This is a genomic window from Parabacteroides caeci (genome assembly GCF_023656795.1).
In the GTDB taxonomy this organism is placed as follows: domain Bacteria; phylum Bacteroidota; class Bacteroidia; order Bacteroidales; family Tannerellaceae; genus Parabacteroides; species Parabacteroides segnis.
The window spans coordinates 45,134-63,658 of the sequence record NZ_JAMOKT010000028.1 but is presented as its reverse complement, the minus strand read 5'-3'; the positions used below and the strand labels follow the sequence as shown (position 1 = coordinate 63,658).

Below are 18,525 nucleotides of genomic sequence, written 5' to 3'. Positions count from 1 at the left end.
CTCATCTTTTTTCCTGTACAGGAAATCAACATCACCTAGTCATCAAAAAGCAAATCTAACCCCGAACTGCACCGATGCACAGAGTGGCTGCTCTTTCCGGATCGTCTCAACCACACTCTTATCATCAAAATAATAGGCGATACCGGGTTCGGCATAGATACTAATGGGTTTTGCTATATCATATTGTACGCCAAGCGCTGCTAAAGCAGAAAACTGTACTTTATCAACATCAAGGTCTGTCTTACTTTTACGCTGACGGACGTTATTCAGATAATAATCCGTATTCAGACTGCCATCCACACACATCTCCGCCATAGCACCGGCAGAAGCGTAGAATGACAAACGGTCTTTCTTCCAGATCGTATAATTCACCTTCAAAGGTATTCCCAGATAATGCAGGCGTTGTTCCTGTTTATAGAAATCACCTTCACCGGCAGTCAACTCCGAAGAAAGGAAGGTATAAATCAACCCGCTCTCCAAAGACAATCGGTCGCTTATCCGCTTCTTAACCGAAAGGCCGGCAGACAGAGGATATCTGTGCTTCATCTTCGTGCCGGTCGATTTCTGATAATTCGCGGCGGCAATCTTCTCAAACATTGTAAAGTCTGCCGGATCCCGGAAGTTAGGAGCATTCGACGCCACCTCTTTCATGTAGTCATCAAATGTCCCTGAACCCGGGTTATTATTCACACTTACATCCGAACGGGTTGCCGCGTTAAACATCTGCAATCCTCCTGTGGCAGAGGAATAGCGGTCAAACATATTCCCGGCATACAAACTAAAACTCCATCCTTTAGCAGAAAGAGTCGGTTTTACCGGTAACGGCTCGTAACTCTTCTCCGGAACATATTCGTACTGCCCGCTTTCCACTACGGAACGGTTATTGTACGAATTACTTTCCGTCGCATGCTCTTCTCCTATCTCCGCATGAAAATAAGCGGAAATAGACATGTAAACCTCCGATACAACCTGCGACAAGTCAGGCAACTGCGGTTCAGCCGTTTTCACTGTAGCCGCCAGTTTTTTCACTACCGGCTGCGGTTTGATCGGCTCTACCGGCACAGACGGACTCTCCACTTTTTCCGCAGGAAGAACGATATCCGACAAGACCGGCTCTATCTCTTTATCTATCCCCATAAAGTAAAGAGCAGAACCTAAAACTGCCAAAAAAGACACTGCTGCCGCCAACCAACGATAAGGGAAGCGACGAACTTCAGCAGGAGCCGAAGCGAACGCAGCTTCCAGCCTCTCCCAGCCATCCTCCGGCAACGGCAGACGGTATTCAACCGACCGATTCCGGTATTCCTCTATTAATTTATCTTCCATTTTCATCTTCCGGCTTGTTTCTGAATGTAATCGTTTACTTTCTTTACCAGCATTGCTTTTGCCCGGCACAGTTGCGACGATGATGATCGTTCGTTTATATGCAGAAGCTCGGCAATCTCTTTATGACTTCGTTCTTCAAATGTATATAAGTTAAACACGGTGCGATATCCCGTTGGTAACTCCTGGACGAATTGCATCAGGACCGATGTCGGGATCTGTTCGATCTCCTCCGGAGGCTCTTCTTCTGTCTCAGCAATAATATCAAGGGGGACTACTTGTTTGAGGACATCCTTTTTCCGAAGGTACTCCAATGCCGTATTTACAAATATACGGCTCATCCACGCTTTCAAACTCCCTTCTCCGCGATACGAAAAACTTGAGCAAGAGGAGAATACTTTCAAGAATCCGTCATGCAACAGATCGTAAGCTACGTCCATACCTCCTGTGTACCGGAAGCAAATGCTTAACATTTGTTCCGCATAAGTATCGTAGAGTTCTTTACGGGCTGCATTCACACCCCGCATACACTGCTTTATCAGTTCTGCTTCACCCATCAACGCCGCGCGTGTTTATTATATAAATGTAATGACTGCGGGAATACTGCATGCGATTTCAAAAATTTTCAGCCAAAGTAGTAAAATAATACGGAAAATTGACAAATCAACAGGCAAAACTGTTATCTTACAAAGTATCTCATTCCGCTATTTTTGTAAAAGAATGATCTATAATAAAAGATGTAACATGAGAAAGTATTTATCTATTCTGGCAGGGCTCCTGTTTGCAGGAGTGGTGCTGGCACAAAAAGGAGAACGTAATATGAATAATCAGGCAAGCAAATTCAGTGTAGACAAAACGATGGGACGGATCGAGCAAATCCTTCAGAAAATGGATATCCCGGTATTCGCCAAATTCGATCATCAGAAAAACGCAGAAGAAGTAGGGTTAGATTTACGTCCTAACCAGGTAATTGTCTTCGGTTCTCCGAAGGTGGGAACAAAGCTGATGCAGGAAAACCCGGGCATCTCCATCGAGTTACCTCTTAAAATTTCTGTTTGGGAAGACAAGAACGGCAAAGTTTGGACTTCTTTCCCTCAAATGGAACGCTTGGCATCGGAATATGGGCTGGAAAAAGAACCGGTTATCGGAAAGATGCAGGAATTACTGGAAAAGATTGTCAATCAATCTACCGGCAAAACAGACATCTCCGCACCAGAATAAAAGTTTTCAGAAAAAATTCCTTCATTTATTCATTCGGCACATCAATAACTGATTACCAAAACATTAACAATGAATAATATGAATAAAACATCAATCCGAAGTAATAAATCTTCATGTTTTTTTACTATATCCTTCATCTAAATGCAGATTTTCCGACAAAGTACACTGTCAGTCTGAGATATTTCAGATAAGATGCAAGGTTATATAATACTAAACGAACAATAAGTATGACTTATCTCTTTTGTCTTTTACGGGTACTTGTTTCTCAGATATCGAACGCTTGTTTGACAGCTGTAGAATAAGCGTTCGACTATACACAAACAAGCGTTTGACAGATGGGAGATAACATAGGAGTAGAGACTTTAACAATAAAGAATGAGTAGTATCATGTTAAAAGGATATGAGATAACCCCTTACCGGAATAGAACAAAAACAATAAAATCTACTTGCCGATACTACCTGGCAGAAACCGTTCATGTATAAAAATATCGTAACCTGGAAATCGGGAGTCGCATGTTTTCTTCATTTCCTTCATGCAATATATATTGATAATCAATAAGCAGAATGAAACGATGAACAAATGAAGGTATTTTTTCTGAAAACTTTTATTGGAAGCAGAGCTTCCTCTTGGATAGCCAATACAGCTTGTTTTTCTGCGATACCGTGTCAAGCACGGTAACGAGACACTGTCCCCCGTGCTTGACACAGGGTCGCAAAACAACAACCGATATCGGCCATCCTAAGAGAACGCTAAGCGTTCTTGTCAAGGCCTCAGCGGATGAACGTCCGCGAAGGGGGAAGACAGAGCGTCCCGAGCATCTGCTGTTTGAGCGTAGCGAGTTCAGATGCGACAGCGAAGTCTTTCACCGAAGCAGTGAAGCCGGTGCAGCCTTGATCTTTTGCCTACTTTTCCATCAAGGGAAAAGTAGGTACAATTACAACGGATACCTCCGCAGGAAAGCTACTGTACGATGGATCTCCGTGTACATTACAATATCATCCTCTATGAAAGGGACCTCCTTCCGGAAGTCTCTTAGGAATTTTTCAAGGACAGGTGAAGTCCTGGCCGGACGACGAAACTCCATTCCCTGTGCCGCATTCATTAATTCAATCGCCAGGATATGATCGAGGTTATCCATCACCTTGAACAGTTTGGTTGCAGCATTGGCCCCCATGCTGACATGATCTTCCTGACCATTGCTGGATACGATCGAATCGCTGCTGGAGGCATAACAATACATCTTATTCTGGCTAACCATGCTTGCGGCGGCATATTGCGGAATCATAAAACCGGAGTTCAGCCCGGGATTGGCAACAAGAAATTCCGGTAAACCGCGAAGTCCCATGATCAATTGGGCGACACGGCGTTCGGATATATTTCCTAATTCAGCCAAAGCGATGGCCAGAAAGTCAAAAGAGATGGCCAGCGGCTGACCATGGAAATTACCGCCCGAGATGATCTTGTCTTCTTCCGGGAAGATGGTCGGATTATCCGTCACCGAATTAATTTCCGTGAGCAATACACCGGAAACGTAATTGATCGCATCCTTTGTCGCTCCGTGAACCTGCGGGATGCAACGGAAAGAATAAGGGTCCTGCACATGTTCCTTTTTCCGGTTGATCAGTTCGCTTCCTTCCAACAACCGGCGGAAAGCTGCTCCTGTTTCAATCTGTCCCGGATGAGGACGCATCTGCTGGATACAATCCATGAAAGGATCGATACGACCGTCGAAGGCTTCCAAAGACAAGGCCGCTATCGTATCCGCCTTTTGGGAAAGACGAAAGGCACGCATCAAGGCAAAAACGCCATTTGCACTCATAAACTGCGTTCCATTCAGTAAAGCCAGTCCCTCTTTACTTTTCAGGCGTACGGGTTTCCAGGCAAACTCATCCAATACGCTGATCGCTTCGCGCTTCTTTCCTTTATAATAGACATCTCCCACTCCGATCAGCGGCAGGAAGAGATTCGCCAACGGAGCCAGATCGCCGGAAGCTCCCAAGGAGCCCCGGTCATAAACGATCGGCAGGACATCATTATTAAAGAAATCGAGGATACGTTGTACGGTAATAACCTGTACACCGCTATGGCCCAAAGACAAAGCATGTGCTTTCAGCAGCATCATCAACCGGACAATAACGGGACTCACCTCGTCACCGACACTACAGGCATGGCTTTTCACCAAATTTTCCTGCAAGGTACTCAGTTCGTCAGGCGAGATATTTTTATTGCATAACGAGCCGAAACCGGTTGTAATGCCATAAAGCGGACCATCCTGTTGTTCGATTTTCCGGTCCAGGTAGTCGCGGCAACGCTGGATGCGTTCGCGCACCTCCTGGCTTAACTCGAGCTTCATGTTCTGAGTCAGGATCAACTCTATGCTGTCGAATGTCAGCGGTTCGGAACCTACATAATAGACATTGCTCATAATTAATAATTATTTAATTTGCCAATGTGCCAATATGCCAATAAAGGAAAACTCTTCCCCAATTAGCACATTAGCATATTGGCACATTATAAAATGGTTTTAACCCAATCCAGTAACTTCGTTTCAATACGGATCGCTTCCGATTCCAGATGGTCGGCTTTCACTTTCATCTGCTTCACAAAAGCTTCGTCTTTGATGGAAGCCAGGTTGATACGTACGTTCAGCAGGGCTCCCAAGACACAGGTACGGGCAGTCATCATGGCAACACAGGCATCGGTAACGGCATTCCGGTTTCCTTTATGTGCCACATAAATGACGGTTTCCATCACAGACGCGATCTCTTCGGCAACCTGCATAGGGACAATAGCCGCCTCTTTCGTGGCATCTTCAATGGCCCGGGCACGTTCAGCGATCTGCTCTTCCGTTTCTTTCGGAAGTTTAAAGGCAGCAAACACACGATCGTAGGCTTCACTGTCACGGTCGATGTCGCGGATCAGGCGCTCACGGATCAGAGCAGCTTCCGTAGCGATCGTTTTCATCTGCCCTTCTACATCGGCATATTTCTTTTTCCCGATGGTCAGGTTGGCAACCATCTCCGTCAATGCGGTAGCGATAGCACCGTTTAAGGCTGAAATACTTCCGCCGCCCGGAACCGGTGCGTTACTGGCTGTCTCCGCCAGAAATCCTTTAATTGTCAAGTCTACAAGCATGGTATTTATATTTAAGGTATTAAACAATGAATAAACTGTTTCTCAGATCATATAAATGATTCCGTCCTTGATCACCGTATCCACGATATTCATTCCCACATTATAAGGCAGGAATTTATAAGACGGATATTTCAGCAAGATCAGGTCGGCCTTCTTTCCTACATCTATACTGCCGATCTTGTTGGCACGCCCCAAAGCCGCCGCCCCGTTGATCGTCAAAGCGGTAACCGCTTCTTCCGGAGTCAGTTTCATCTGAATGCACGCCAAAGCGAAAAGCATCGGGATAGAACAGGAAAAACAACTGCCGGGATTATAATCGGTAGCCAGTGCAACTGCACAACCGGCGTCAATCATCTCACGACCACGGGCATAAGGTTCGTTCAATGAAAAGGCCGTAAGCGGAAGCAAGGTAGCAATCACCCCGCTACGTGCCAGCCGTTGGATGCCTTCATCCGAAGCGTGCAGCAAATGATCGGCACTGACAACCTTCAGACGGGCCGCCAGTTCCGCACCTCCAATAGATACGATCTCATCGGCATGCATCTTCAACTTAAACCGCTGACTTCGGGCGGCACGTAACAAACGTTCACTCTGTTTTACCGAGAATACTCCCTGTTCACAAAAAACATCACAGAAAGTAACCGTTCTCTCCAAGCGAAGTTCCGGCAGGACCTGTTCGATTATATAAGTAATATAATCATCCGTCTGATGGGTATATTCAGGGGGAATGGCATGAGCCCCCAAATAAGTGGACACGACGTCGACCGGATGTTCCTCGTTGAGGTCTGCCATTACACGCAGTTGCATCAGTTCGGTTTCGAAGTTCAGGCCATATCCGCTTTTACCTTCCACCGTCGTTACGCCCATATCCAACATTTCGTCGAGCCGTTCATAACCGATACTCCACAGTTGCTCGAAATCACATTCACGGGTAGCATTGACCGTATTGACTATACCGCCACCACGTTCCATGATCGACATATAACTATCACCTTTCAACCGCCAGGAAAACTCTTCTTCACGATAACCACCGAAAATAAAATGGGTATGGCTATCCACAAACCCGGGAAGCAACGCCCTTCCACTGGCATCGATTTCCAGGTATTCGTCCGGATCTACCTGACGTACTATTTCTTTTGTCGGACCGACATGCGTTATAACACCTTCGGAAACAACCACTGCTCCATCTTCTATAATATGGAGATCAGACATTGCCGTACCTCTTTTTGCTTCAAAACCGGAACAGGTTACAACTTGCGATGCGTTCCTTATCAGTAATTTATCTCCTTTCATGTTTTATTCCATTATTCTAGCTTCTAACACCTGGTTCATGGAAAAGTTTTCCAACCCTAAATAAAAAGAAGCTGTATCAATCAATGCTTCCATCGGAACCAATCCGATAATCTCACTACCAACGACCGGAACACCATAACGGCGAGCCTCTATCTTCACCAGTTCAAAAGCGCGGTACAAGGCAGTACGGGTATAGTCGGTCATATTAATCGAGACCTGCACGATACCCCGTTCTTTCAGTTCGACTCCCATTGCTTTACAATAACGAAGGCCGCCGCCGATAAAACGAATCTTACGGGCAATATCGCTGGCAATATTCAGATCGGCCGTACCCAGATTGACATTATAAGCAACAAGCGGCATGCGGGCACCAACAGCAACCGTACCGGCTGTCGGATGGCGCTCCGCCGGTCCGAAGTCCGGCTGCCATTCTGTAAGTTTAATCTTCTCAGCCATCCCTTCGAACTCACCTTTCCTGACTGCTGCCAGATTCTCCCGGTGAGGGGCGGTTGCCGACTTCTCGTATAAAAACACAGGAACCTGGTATAAGGTTGCAATCTGTTCACCAACTTCTTTAGATAAAGCAATCGCTTCATCCATTGTACATCCTTTGATCGGGATGAACGGGATCACATCGACTGCTCCCATCCGCGGATGTTGTCCGCTATGCAGGTTCAGGTCTATCAAAGCGACTGCCTGTCCTACAGCCTCCAACAGGGCGGCTTTCAATGCCTCCGGTTCACCGACTACAGTAACTACCAGGCGGTTATGATCTTCATCATTGCTATAATCCAACAGTTTTACTCCTTGCCTGGCTCTGAACGGCTCAATAATCTTTTCTATCTTCCCTAAGTCCCTACCTTCACTAAAATTGGGGACACACTCCATAATTCTATTCCAACTACTCATAAATTCAAGTATTTAAAGAGGTCTTTATTGTTTTCCGTATCAATGCTTCCTCCGGAATATAAGGAAGAGTGATATGATACTGATTCTCATTATTCTTATTAAATGTTTCACTTGTTTCCAGAGCATGCCGGTTACGTGCCCAGGCACGGCGCGCCACACCGCCCATTACATCCCATAACATGGCGGAACGTAATATTTCGTCGACACGGTTACTTCCGTCGAGAACCATACCGAATCCTCCGTTTACCGCTTTACCGATACCGACACCACCACCGTTATGAAGGGCTACCAGACTCATTCCGCGGGCTGCATTTCCGGCAAAACACTGTACGGCCATATCGGCCATCACGTTACTTCCGTCGTAGATATTGGACGTCTCCCGGAAAGGCGAGTCTGTCCCGCTGACATCATGATGGTCGCGTCCGAGCATCACCGGCCCGATCTCTCCGTCACGGACCATCTGATTGAAACGGAGTGCAATCTTCAGCCTGCCTTCGGCATCCTGATAAAGGATACGGGCCTGTGTGCCTACTACCAGATTGTTCTTTTCGGCATCGCGTATCCAGTTATAGTTATCACGGTCCTGTCCCCGCCGGTCCGGATCGATACAATCCATGGCGGCATGGTCGGTTTTGACCAGGTCTTCTTTTTTCCCGCTCAGACAAACCCAGCGGAAAGGACCGTAGCCGTAGTCAAATAATTCCGGTCCCATTATATCTTCCACATAAGACGGCCAGATAAAACCATCTTTCTCATCGATACCATTCCTGGATATATCTTTTACACCTGCATCATAAATTGCTTTCAGGAATGAATTGCCGTAATCAAAGAAATAGGCTCCGGCATCTACCAACCGTTTTATCACTTCATAATGTCTGCGCAAAGAACGGTCCACCAGGGCACAAAACGTTTCCTGGTCTTCCGAAAGCAAACGTGTACGTTCTTCGAAAGAGATTCCTGCGGGACAATATCCACCCTCATAAACAGCATGGCACGAAGTCTGATCACTCAGCAAGTCGATAGGAATAGATTCCGATGCGGCATATTCCAAAAGGTCTACAATATTCCCATGATAAGCAATCGAAAGAGGCTCTTTGGCACGGCAAGCATCCGTTGCCAGGCGAAAAGCCTCGGCCTCGTTATCTGTAACCAACTGGACCCATCCCTGCGAATGGCGTGTTTCTATTCGCGATCGATCCACTTCCGCCACAATGCAGGCAGCACCGGCAATAACAGCCGCTTTCGGCTGTGCCCCGCTCATTCCTCCTAACCCGGACGAGACGAAAAGATGTCCCCGCAAGTCTTTATCCTGCGGTATGCCGAGTTTAAGGCGACCGGCATTCAGGAGCGTATTGAAGGTTCCATGCACAATACCTTGCGGTCCGATATACATCCACCCTCCGGCTGTCATCTGACCATAGTTGGCAACCCCCATCTGGGCTGCCACATGCCAGTCCTTCTGATTATCGAACATGCCGACCATCATCGAATTGGTGATAATTACCCGGGGAGCATCCGGCCTGGAACGGAACAAACCGAGCGGATGGCCCGATTCGATCACCAAGGTCTGCTCCTGTGTCATGATCTCCAGATATTGTTTGATCAACCGGTATTGCATCCAGTTCTGACAGACCTGACCTGTCTCTCCATACGTCACCAACTCATAAGGATAAAGGGCGATGTCGAAACAGAGGTTGTTGTCAATCATTACCTGGAAAGCTTTTCCTTCCAGGCAGTTTCCTTGATAGTCATCGATGGGACGTGCTTTCAGATCACCCTCCGGACGATAACGATACCCGTATATCCTTCCACGGGTACGAAGTTCTTCCATAAATTCAGGTGCTAATGTCTCATGAAGTTCTTTCGGAATGTACCTTAAGGCATTTTTCAATGCCGTTTCAGTTTGTGCAGACGTAAGGGAATAACCGCGATCGGGGGCGCGGCGGATACCGACAACAAAAGAAGGATATGCCGGCAATTGGCTACCTAGATGTATATCCATAACTGATGACGTTTTAAAATAAACTTACAATTTGTCAGAATAAAACAATTGCAAGTGGCCTACAAGGTAGATATTTCCGTGCAACCGGACAATTTCGGCTATATGTTTAGAAGCATATTGTAAACAAGAAAAAAGACCATCCCGCAATGAGATGGTCTTTTCATTATTTCATAAAAACTGTCTGTTACTTAGCAGCTTCGGCAGCTTTTTTGTTGATCTTTCTTTTCTGTATTTCGTATGCAATCGGAGTTGCAACGAACAGTGTAGAATATGTACCTACGATGATACCCAGCAGGATAGCGAACGTAAAGCTACGGATTGTGCTACCACCCAGGATAAAGATACAAAGTACTACAACCAATGTTGTCAATGATGTATTGAATGTACGGGACAACGTTGAGTTCAAAGCGTCATTGATCACCTGGTAACGATCGCGTTTCGGATACAGACCGATTGTTTCACGGATACGGTCAAATACAACCACGGTATCATTGATAGAATAACCGATAATCGTCAGGATAGCCGCGATAAATGTCTGGTCGACTTCCATAGAGAACGGTAACACTTTCCATAATAAAGTATAGAAAGAGATGATACACAATGTTGTCACTGCTACTGAAGCAAATGCACCTACTGAGAATGACCAGTCGCGGAAACGAAGCAGGATATAAGCAGCCATACAGAACATCGCGAAGACAACCGCCATGATAGCGCTGTTCTTGATGTCGTCGGCCATACTCGGTCCCACTTTCTGAGAACTCTGGATATAAGTTGTTGTGAACTGATCCAATGTTGTTCCTTCCGGAAGCAGCGGTTTAACGCCTTCGAACAATAATGATTCGATTTCCTGGTCTACAGCAGGATCGGCATCGTCGATCTTATAGTTGGTAGATACACGAACCTGGTCCGGTGTACCGATCGTGATAACACTTACAGCACCATCCAGTTTTTCGTCCAGCATATTACGAACTTCATCCGTTTTTACATCTTGTGTGAAACGAACGATATAGTTACGTCCGCCAGTGAAGTCGATACCGTTATTCAAACCGATCGTCATCATGGAGATTGCTCCCAAAAGAACGATACCGGCAGGAATCAGATAACCAGTCTTACGAGCACCCAGGAAGTTAATCTTCGGATTTGTCAACAGATCTTTCGTGATAGATGTTACGAATGTTACATTCTTCAGTTTATCCTTAGCCAGTAATGCTTCGTAAACGATACGAGTCAGGAAGACTGCAGTAAGGAAAGAAGCGAACAGACCGATAATCATTGTAGTAGCGAAACCACGGATAGGACCTGTACCGAAGTAGAACAATACAACACCTGTAATGATAGATGTCAAGTTGGAGTCGAAGATAGCAGAGAACGCGTTACTGTAACCATCGGCAATAGCCTTGCTTAACGACTTACCGGCTCGAAGCTCTTCTTTTGTACGTTCATAGATCAACACGTTAGCATCGACTGCCATACCCAGTGTCAACACCATACCGGCGATACCCGGCAAAGTAAGTACAGCCTGGAAAGAAGCAAGGATACCCATCGTGAAGAAGATGTTCAATACCAATGCACCGTCTGCAATCAGACCCGGAATAATTCCGTAGAATGCACACATATAGATCATCAACAGGATCAATGCCAAAGCAAAGGAGATAACACCTGAGCTGATAGCTTCCTGACCCAGTGACGGACCGACAACGTCTTCCTGTACGATATGTACTGAAGCAGCCATCTTACCTGATTTCAATACGTTAGCTAAGTCCTTCGCTTCTTCCGGAGTGAAGTGACCTGTAATCTGAGAACGTCCTCCGGTAATTTCGTCATTTACGTTCGGAGCGGAATAAACCATATCATCCAGAACGATAGCGATAGCTTTACCGATATTCTCTTTTGTCAAACGAGCCCATGCCTTAGCACCTTCTGCGTTCATGGCCATACTAACCTGCTGTTCTGAACGGCCGGCCTGCTGTACGAAGTCTGCATTAGCATCAGTTACTACGTCACCACCTAAAGCAGGCGTTCCGTCACGGTTAGTAACCTTGATAGCATATAATTCGAAAAATTGTTCTTTTTCGTCGATAGCCTTAACACCCCATTTCAAAGACAGGTTACGAGGTAACACGTCTTTCACCTGTTTCATTGCCAGATATTCGTTGATCTTAGGAATGTCTCTTACGTTAGCCACACCAACGGCAGCACCACGACCTAACTGACCGTTATACTGGTTGATCTGTAACAAGGCAAACAACGGATGCTGTTTTGCAAATTCTTCCATCGACTGGTTTGCCTGAGCTTCCGGTTTATCCTGAGCGATCTGCTGTAACAGAGAATCGGCTTCGCTTGTAGCGGCAGCATTATCTGTAACAGTCTCCGTAGCAGTTGTTTCAGTACCATCGGCAGAAACAGTTTCTGTTTCAGTTACGGCTGCTTCGTCGTTATGCTCTTTCAACACTGTAGCCAGAATATTGTCGGCAGCAACCAACTGCTGGTAAACTTCCGGCAACTGATAAGTTTCCCAAAATTCCAGGTTTGCACTACCCTGTAACAATTTACGAACACGTTCAGGCTCTTTTACACCCGGAAGTTCCACCAGGATACGTCCTGCTGTTTCCAAACGCTGGATGTTAGGAGATACCACACCGAAACGGTCGATACGGGTACGCAATACGTTGAATGAATTATCGATAGCACTCTTCAATTCATTTTTCAACACTGAAACGACCTGAGCATCTGTGCTCTGCGGAGTAATTTTATCTTTCAACTCAAATGTGCTGAAAATAGCAGACAAACGTGCGCCATTATCCAGATTCTTGTACTCTTCTGCAAACAAGTCAATAAAGTCTTTCTGACTGGTTGCCTGGCGAGCATAAGCTAAATCCAAAGCCTTGTTGAAGTTCTCATCCTGGTTATTATTTGAAAGTGAGCGGATTACATCTGCCACATTCAATTCCAGAACGACGTTCATACCGCCTTTCAGGTCAAGTCCTAAACTAATTTCCATTTCACGGCATTGCTTAAGCGTATAGCCCAGCCACACCTTCTGAGTAGATAATGAGTCCAAATAAAGACTCTCTTTCGACGGATCCCCTCCTGCATACTCAGCGGCTTTATTGTTGTAATATCTTGTTACAAATGAGAACGATAGATAGAACAAACATACAAGCGTAAGTAATACCGCGAAGACCCTTACAAATCCTTTGTTTTGCATTTGAATCTTGAGTTTATGTTATTACATTATTTATTTTCGTTTTTTCACAGGGTGCAAATATAGGCTTTTTTTCTTTGTCAAATAGTAATTAGATTAATTATTTGTCACTCTCTTAGTTAATTTCAAGTACAAATATATATCTTTGCCTGTAAAAAAACACAGTATTGACCATGAAACAGCTATTATTATTCTTTTTATTTATTCCTTCCTTGCTTATAGCACAGGAAGATCAAAAGTATTTAGCCGGTGCTATTCCTGAAGAAGGAGGCAAAGTCGTATTTACCAAAGAGATAAATATGCCATCACTTTCGAAAGGGCAGATTTACGATATTATGTACCAATGGGCCGAAAAGTTCTTTAGCGAAGAAGGACGCCGACTGGTCTATTCTGACAAGGACAAAGGCGATATTGCTGCCGTAGGTGAAGAATACCTGGTATTCCAAAGCACAGCCCTATCATTGGACCGCACACTGATGGATTACCGCGTAACCATCGAATGCGAAGACAATGCTGCTAAAATTAAACTGGCCGGCATCCGTTACGAATACAATGTATCCTATCAGCGTGAACCTGAAAAGTACACAGCAGAAGAATGGATCACAGACAAATATGCACTGAACAAAAAGAAAGATAAACTGAATCGCGGTAACGGCAAGTTCCGTCGTAAAACAGTCGATTTTGCGGAAAATATGTTCCAGAGTGCCGATGCCGCATTCGGTATCCAGCCGGCCGGCACGGTAACACCTGCTTATGCCCTTACCCCTGCAACTCCGGTACAACAGCAACAACAAGCAGTCAGACCGGCAGCTCCTGCCCAGCAAATCGCACAGGCTCCCGTCGGCAACAACACAGATGTATGTCAGGGATTATCGGCTTTCGAACCGGATAAAATCCCTTCTACATTATTGAATATGCTGCCGGATAGCAAAATGCAGGTAACACCGGCAGATAAAGAGAATCTGATCGAGAGATATGCCACCTGGAAGGAAATGGGCAAGATGTTCGGAAAGAATATCGCTTCTATTTCTATCAGCCCGGAAAGTGAAGTCTACAAAGCAGTCAAAGATAACGACATCTACACGATCACTTTCACCAAAAAGGATGATACGGAAACCTGGTTCATGATTCAGTGCGTTAAGCAGGGCGAGTCAAGCGAAGGACAACAGAAAATCGTTATTGGAGAGATACTTAACGTATGGATCAGATAAATACAAAAATGATAAAGAAAACAATATTACTGCTATTGCTGATATGTCCCGTTCTTGCTATGGCACAGGGACATAAAGGCTGTGTAGAGTCGTGTGCCCCGATGAAAGAGGGGAAGGTTTGCTACAGCGACGAAGTAGACGTTGAAGGCGTGAAGAAAGGCGAGTTGTTTAAAGCGATCGACAAATGGGCCAAGAAGAATTATGGGAAAGATGTTTTCCTGTCGAGTGTCAATTCCAGCAAGTCGAAAGGAACGATATTTATCAACTCAAAAGTCGAGCTACTTCTGAACGATACGGATAAAACAATCGTCAAGTACAAGATGAGAATCTATTGCCACGACGAGAAATATAATGTAGAGCTGACGGATATTTCATATCAATACGACCCAAACAACGAAAAGAAATATAAGACCTATCCGGCCGAAAACGTTATTGCCAACAACGGAAAGAGCAACACAATCGCATTGATCAAAGATCCGTTACTTTTCTGTAATGCGACCTTCTTTTTTGCAGAAAACTTATTTGCCGATGTGTTTAGTGCAGCAGATAATGACGAGTAAAAAACAAACAGACTATATATATTAATGTAAGGGGATTCCGGCAAGGGGTTCCCTTATTTTATTCTTCCAGACTCAGATAGCACCATAACGGATAGTGGTCGGAATATCGTACCTTGTCAATAGTGCAGTTCATTGACTTCATATTCTTTGAATGCAATATATTATCGATGCGGAACCAGAACATATTCTGATTATAGGTTATTCCCATCCCCTGTCCGGATTCGGCAAACGAATCGACCAAAGGTCCCTGAACCGTACGATGTGCATATGAAATCGGCGTATCATTAAAGTCACCGCAAACCAGGATATAATCACCTTTTACCTTTGATATTTCTTCTGCGACAGCATCTGCCTGCCGGGCACGTATCTTAAAAGCCGGGCCCAGCTTTTGTTCAAGCGCACCTTTAATCCCATCGAAAGTATCCGTGCCGATATTTTTTATAAAAGCAGTATAGCGGCTCCGGTCCTCCATCGTCAATTTAAAAGATTCCAGGTGATTATTGATCAAAGTCAGTTTCTTCCCATTCACATTCAACTCATGAATAGAAGAAGCATTGCTATCGCTTTTATATTTTATCTTCCGGCTGTTCGAGATCGGATATTTAGAAAAGACAGCTATCCCATAATCCGCATAACTGGTCTTATTTATAGGAATAACAGAACGGTACGGATACATATCAAGCGCCTTATACACCTTCGCCGATGTCAGGTACTTGTCGGATTTACTCACGGCATACTCCTGCAAACAGACAATATCGGCCCCCGAACCGGCAATATATTCGAGAATCTTATTAGGAGATTCCGTCGTATGGTTCAGGTAAGCAAAAGCCATCACATTATAGGTCAGCACCTTCAATACATTTTCCTTTGGAATATCTTTTGTCCGGCTATGATAAGGGAAATACTTTTTCACCGGCCCCCAGCAGATCAGGAAAGAACATAATCCGATCAGCAGGAAACGCCATTCCCATAAAAACAACCAATAGAGGATAAAACAAAGGTTCAGGACACATAAAATAGGGAAAACCAATCCCAGATAAGAAAAACTTAGGATAGTATCAGGAGAAACACGATCTGAATAAGCTGAAATAACAAACAGCACGACAATCAAAACATTGGCAAGAACGAACAATGATTTGAATAAAAGCTTCAGTGTTTTCAATCCTTCACTCATTTTTTACTTGCGTCAAATAATTGCCTTTTTTCATCAGCTGAAAGACTCTCATATCCGGAACGTTTCAATTTATCCAGAATAGCATCAAGGTCTGCCGATTCCCGGTGTTTACGGGCATTATATTCATAATCGGTTTCTGCACGTTTGTACGTCACCTTCATTTTGGGTTTTCTCTTTCCGAGATTCACCACCCAATCCAACAGGCGATTCATCGGTGCCGTCAAATCTTTTCCTTCTTTAATCCGCATGGCAAACCAGATACCGAATAAGGCACCGCCAATATGGGCAATATGCCCACCGGCATTCTCGGAAGTAATGGCTAACAGGTCGATCACAAAGGTGAAGAGCGCCAGATAGATCAGCTTGATTCGCCCTATCAGGAACAGATTTATCTCCAGATCTTTCCGGTAGAACGATACGGCAAAAACTATTGCCATCACCGAAGCCGAAGCCCCCATCAGATAGCTTGAAGAAGCCACCGTCTGAAAATACGGAAAGATATTATAAGCAAGCATAAACAGTATTGCACCGGCAATACCTCCCAGCAGGTACAATCCCCCCAACTGCCGTTCGCTGAAAAATGTCAGAAACAGCCCGCCAAACCAGTACAACCAAAGCATATTAAAAAGGATATGCAGGAAGTCGAAATGGGTGAACATATAAGTAATGACCGTCCACGGCCGGTACATCAACAACTCCGGCGAAGAAGGCATCTGCAAATATTGCAAAAAGGAAATTCCGGGGATATTAAAAAGGAGAAATATCACCCCCATCAACCGGATCAGGATGAAAAGCCCTACATTAATATATATGAGCTTTGCCAGTATATTTCCTGCCCGGAACGTATTCTTCAGATTAGTAAAAATACTTTCCATTGTCTGCATCTTTCTTTTTCCAGTAGCGAACCATAAAGAAGCCGAACAACATACCGCCTAAATGGGCGAAGTGTGCGACCGTATCTCCACCAAAACTGGAAACACCCATAAATAGTTCTGCCAGACCGTAAAACACAACAAAATATTTAGCTTTAATAGGTATCGGAATAAACATCAGGAACAACGGCACATTCGGGAACAGCATGGCAAATGCCAACAGGATACCGAACACTGAACCGGAAGCCCCTATCGTGATCATCATATTCAATGAAGGATCCATACGAACCAGTTCAAACAGCGTCAGACCATTCGCACTGGCAAAAGATTGAACCGAATATGCCCATACCAGTTCCTGTACGATACCGGCACCGATACCTGTCACGAGATAAAAGGTAAGGAAACGTTTCGGTCCCCACACATTTTCTAATACACGTCCAAACATATACACCCCGAACATATTAAAAAAGACATGTGCAAAAGAGTGCGTATCGTGCATGAACATATAAGTAACAAACTGAAACGGGTAGAAATCTTTCACACCCGGAAAGTGCAATCCCAATAGTTGCACCAAATCAATCCCTACTTTCGGTAACACCAGACTGGCTACCCAGAATAGCAGGTTGATAATGATAAGGTTTTTTGTAACGGGCGGTATACTATTCAAGAACCCGGAGCCATTTTGATTCATCATACATATATCAATTTGCGGGCAAAGGTAAATATATTTTGATTGTTTTTCCTTCAAATAGTACTAAAACATAGTAAATCAATAAAAAAAACAGATTTTTTCTTTGCAGAATATCAAATTAAAACTACATTTGAACCGACTTTTAGGCTATCACAGATTTGTTTAATATATTAATATCAATCCATCATGAACAAAACAGAATTTATCACAGCTGTAGCGGAAAAATCCGGTTTAAGTAAGGCTGATGCCAAGAAAGCAGTAGATGCTTTTGTTGAAACAGTATCCGACGAAATGAAAGCAGGAGGGAAAATTGCTCTTCTAGGTTTCGGCTCATTCTCCGTAACTGAAAAAGCAGCCCGCAAAGGCGTTAACCCAAAGACAAAACAACCAATTGAAATCGCAGCTCGCAAAGCCATCAAATTTAAACCCGGCGCAGAGTTAAACGACAAGGTTCAGTAAGAAACGGAATATTTTCATATTCGAAGAGGTGTTGCAAAAGTGTCATTTGTCAGTTTTACAACACCTTCTTTATTCTTTCATTGTTGGAATGTTGTTTTATCATATATTGTGATACAGTATTCGCATATATTATGATACTGCATTCTCATATATTATGATATTCTTTTCGCATAATATATGATATAAAAATAATTCCAGAGAACATCACTGCCCCCTGGAACCCACACTAGTATTAATATTAAACTTACCTGATTACACAGGTTAGTATTGTTATTCCGAACAAAACATGATAACGGGACTTCGGTCCCGTTTCATCTATCACATTACAAAGATCCTGCTTTTCAATCAATTATCATTACATTTATGGTTCTCATGCCGCACCCGGGGACTCCGGAAAGCCTCTTTGTAAGCAACTATCGCCACCTAAATTTCATTTTCCGCAACAACGAGAATACGTCAAACATATATA

14 protein-coding genes and 1 pseudogene are annotated in these 18,525 nt (G+C 44.4%); 4 read left to right on the top strand and 11 right to left on the bottom strand.

Going from position 1 to position 18,525, the window contains the following annotated elements; all coding sequences use genetic code 11:
- Positions 1–42: 42 nt before the first annotated feature.
- Positions 43–1,332 carry an outer membrane beta-barrel protein gene (locus tag NBH15_RS15055; protein ID WP_250822983.1) on the bottom strand — a complete coding sequence of 430 codons (1,290 nt, stop codon included), beginning with the start codon at positions 1,330–1,332 and terminating at the stop codon, positions 43–45.
- Positions 1,329–1,880 carry an RNA polymerase sigma factor gene (locus tag NBH15_RS15050; protein WP_007655089.1) on the bottom strand — a complete coding sequence of 184 codons (552 nt, stop codon included), beginning with the start codon at positions 1,878–1,880 and terminating at the stop codon, positions 1,329–1,331. Before NBH15_RS15050 ends, NBH15_RS15055 begins: the two co-directional genes overlap by 4 nt.
- Before the next feature lie 277 nt (positions 1,881–2,157).
- Here NBH15_RS15050 and NBH15_RS15045 point away from each other — a divergent pair.
- Positions 2,158–2,544, top strand: a pseudogene (locus NBH15_RS15045) (DUF302 domain-containing protein); the annotation flags it as partial.
- A gap of 935 nt (positions 2,545–3,479) precedes the next feature.
- Here the strand turns inward: NBH15_RS15045 and hutH are convergent.
- From hutH to secDF, 6 genes are all read right to left on the bottom strand, one after another.
- On the bottom strand, positions 3,480–4,970 hold the full coding sequence (gene hutH, locus NBH15_RS15040; RefSeq protein ID WP_250822982.1) for a histidine ammonia-lyase: 1,491 nt from the start codon (positions 4,968–4,970) through the stop codon (positions 3,480–3,482).
- Positions 4,971–5,056: 86 nt separating this feature from the next.
- Positions 5,057–5,680 (bottom strand): cyclodeaminase/cyclohydrolase family protein, encoded by a 624-nt coding sequence (locus NBH15_RS15035; protein ID WP_128135471.1) that lies wholly within the window; start codon positions 5,678–5,680, stop codon positions 5,057–5,059.
- Positions 5,681–5,722: 42 nt separating this feature from the next.
- A complete protein-coding gene (gene hutI / locus NBH15_RS15030; protein ID WP_128135470.1) occupies positions 5,723–6,973 on the bottom strand; it encodes an imidazolonepropionase in 1,251 nt (416 codons plus the stop codon).
- A gap of 3 nt (positions 6,974–6,976) precedes the next feature.
- The gene (ftcD, locus tag NBH15_RS15025; RefSeq protein ID WP_128135469.1) at positions 6,977–7,882 is read right to left on the bottom strand and encodes a glutamate formimidoyltransferase; all 906 of its coding nucleotides are present in this window, start codon (positions 7,880–7,882) and stop codon (positions 6,977–6,979) included.
- Between the two features lie 4 nt (positions 7,883–7,886).
- Positions 7,887–9,884 carry a urocanate hydratase gene (gene hutU / locus NBH15_RS15020; protein ID WP_250822981.1) on the bottom strand — a complete coding sequence of 666 codons (1,998 nt, stop codon included), beginning with the start codon at positions 9,882–9,884 and terminating at the stop codon, positions 7,887–7,889.
- 184 nt (positions 9,885–10,068) lie between these two features.
- Positions 10,069–13,092 carry a protein translocase subunit SecDF gene (gene secDF, locus NBH15_RS15015; protein ID WP_250822980.1) on the bottom strand — a complete coding sequence of 1,008 codons (3,024 nt, stop codon included), beginning with the start codon at positions 13,090–13,092 and terminating at the stop codon, positions 10,069–10,071.
- A gap of 170 nt (positions 13,093–13,262) precedes the next feature.
- Here secDF and NBH15_RS15010 point away from each other — a divergent pair, with 170 nt between their 5' ends.
- Together NBH15_RS15010 and NBH15_RS15005 are read left to right on the top strand one after the other, a co-directional pair.
- Positions 13,263–14,300: a DUF4468 domain-containing protein gene (locus NBH15_RS15010; RefSeq protein WP_250822979.1), complete on the top strand. Its 1,038-nt coding sequence runs from the start codon at positions 13,263–13,265 to the stop codon at positions 14,298–14,300.
- Entirely contained in the window at positions 14,288–14,860 is a 573-nt protein-coding gene (locus NBH15_RS15005; protein ID WP_350472273.1) for a DUF4468 domain-containing protein, read from the top strand. The genes NBH15_RS15010 and NBH15_RS15005 overlap by 13 nt, the downstream gene beginning before the upstream one ends.
- A gap of 58 nt (positions 14,861–14,918) precedes the next feature.
- Here NBH15_RS15005 and NBH15_RS15000 read toward each other — a convergent pair whose 3' ends face one another.
- The 3 genes from NBH15_RS15000 to NBH15_RS14990 are packed head-to-tail and all read right to left on the bottom strand — an operon-like array spanning position 14,919 to position 17,600.
- Positions 14,919–16,034, bottom strand: a complete 1,116-nt coding sequence (locus tag NBH15_RS15000; RefSeq protein WP_350472272.1) for an endonuclease/exonuclease/phosphatase family protein — start codon at positions 16,032–16,034, stop codon at positions 14,919–14,921.
- The gene (locus NBH15_RS14995) at positions 16,031–16,909 is read right to left on the bottom strand and encodes a rhomboid family intramembrane serine protease (RefSeq protein ID WP_250822976.1); all 879 of its coding nucleotides are present in this window, start codon (positions 16,907–16,909) and stop codon (positions 16,031–16,033) included. Before NBH15_RS14995 ends, NBH15_RS15000 begins: the two co-directional genes overlap by 4 nt.
- Positions 16,890–17,600 (bottom strand): rhomboid family intramembrane serine protease, encoded by a 711-nt coding sequence (locus tag NBH15_RS14990; RefSeq protein WP_007655129.1) that lies wholly within the window; start codon positions 17,598–17,600, stop codon positions 16,890–16,892. Before NBH15_RS14990 ends, NBH15_RS14995 begins: the two co-directional genes overlap by 20 nt.
- A gap of 183 nt (positions 17,601–17,783) precedes the next feature.
- Here NBH15_RS14990 and NBH15_RS14985 point away from each other — a divergent pair, with 183 nt between their 5' ends.
- Positions 17,784–18,056 carry an HU family DNA-binding protein gene (locus NBH15_RS14985; RefSeq protein ID WP_007655130.1) on the top strand — a complete coding sequence of 91 codons (273 nt, stop codon included), beginning with the start codon at positions 17,784–17,786 and terminating at the stop codon, positions 18,054–18,056.
- Positions 18,057–18,525 lie beyond the last annotated feature (469 nt).